This is a genomic window from Paraburkholderia sp. UYCP14C, from assembly GCF_004197395.1.
GTDB lineage: Bacteria > Pseudomonadota > Gammaproteobacteria > Burkholderiales > Burkholderiaceae > Paraburkholderia.
On sequence record NZ_SELS01000417.1, the window covers coordinates 1 to 222 of the forward strand.

Here is a 222-nt window from a genome sequence, read left to right on the forward strand (position 1 = left end):
CCGACCCGCCTGGGCAACGGCCACCCCAACATCGTTCCATACCAGGTGTTCTCAACGGCAGATGCACCGATGATCCTTGCCGTTGGCAACGATGCGCAGTTTGCGCGGTTCTGCGAGGTTGCGCGGATCAACGAACTCGCTTCCGACGACTTTGTTCGGCAGGGTCTTCAGCAGATAGGGCCTGATGGTTGTGTTGCGGGTCTGAGATAATGCCGGCATCGA

1 pseudogene is annotated in these 222 nt (G+C 59.0%); it reads left to right on the forward strand.

What is annotated here, in order from left to right:
* A pseudogene (locus EVC45_RS45370) lies at positions 1 to 147 on the forward strand (CoA transferase); the annotation flags it as partial.
* Between the last annotated feature and the right edge of the window lie 75 nt (positions 148 to 222).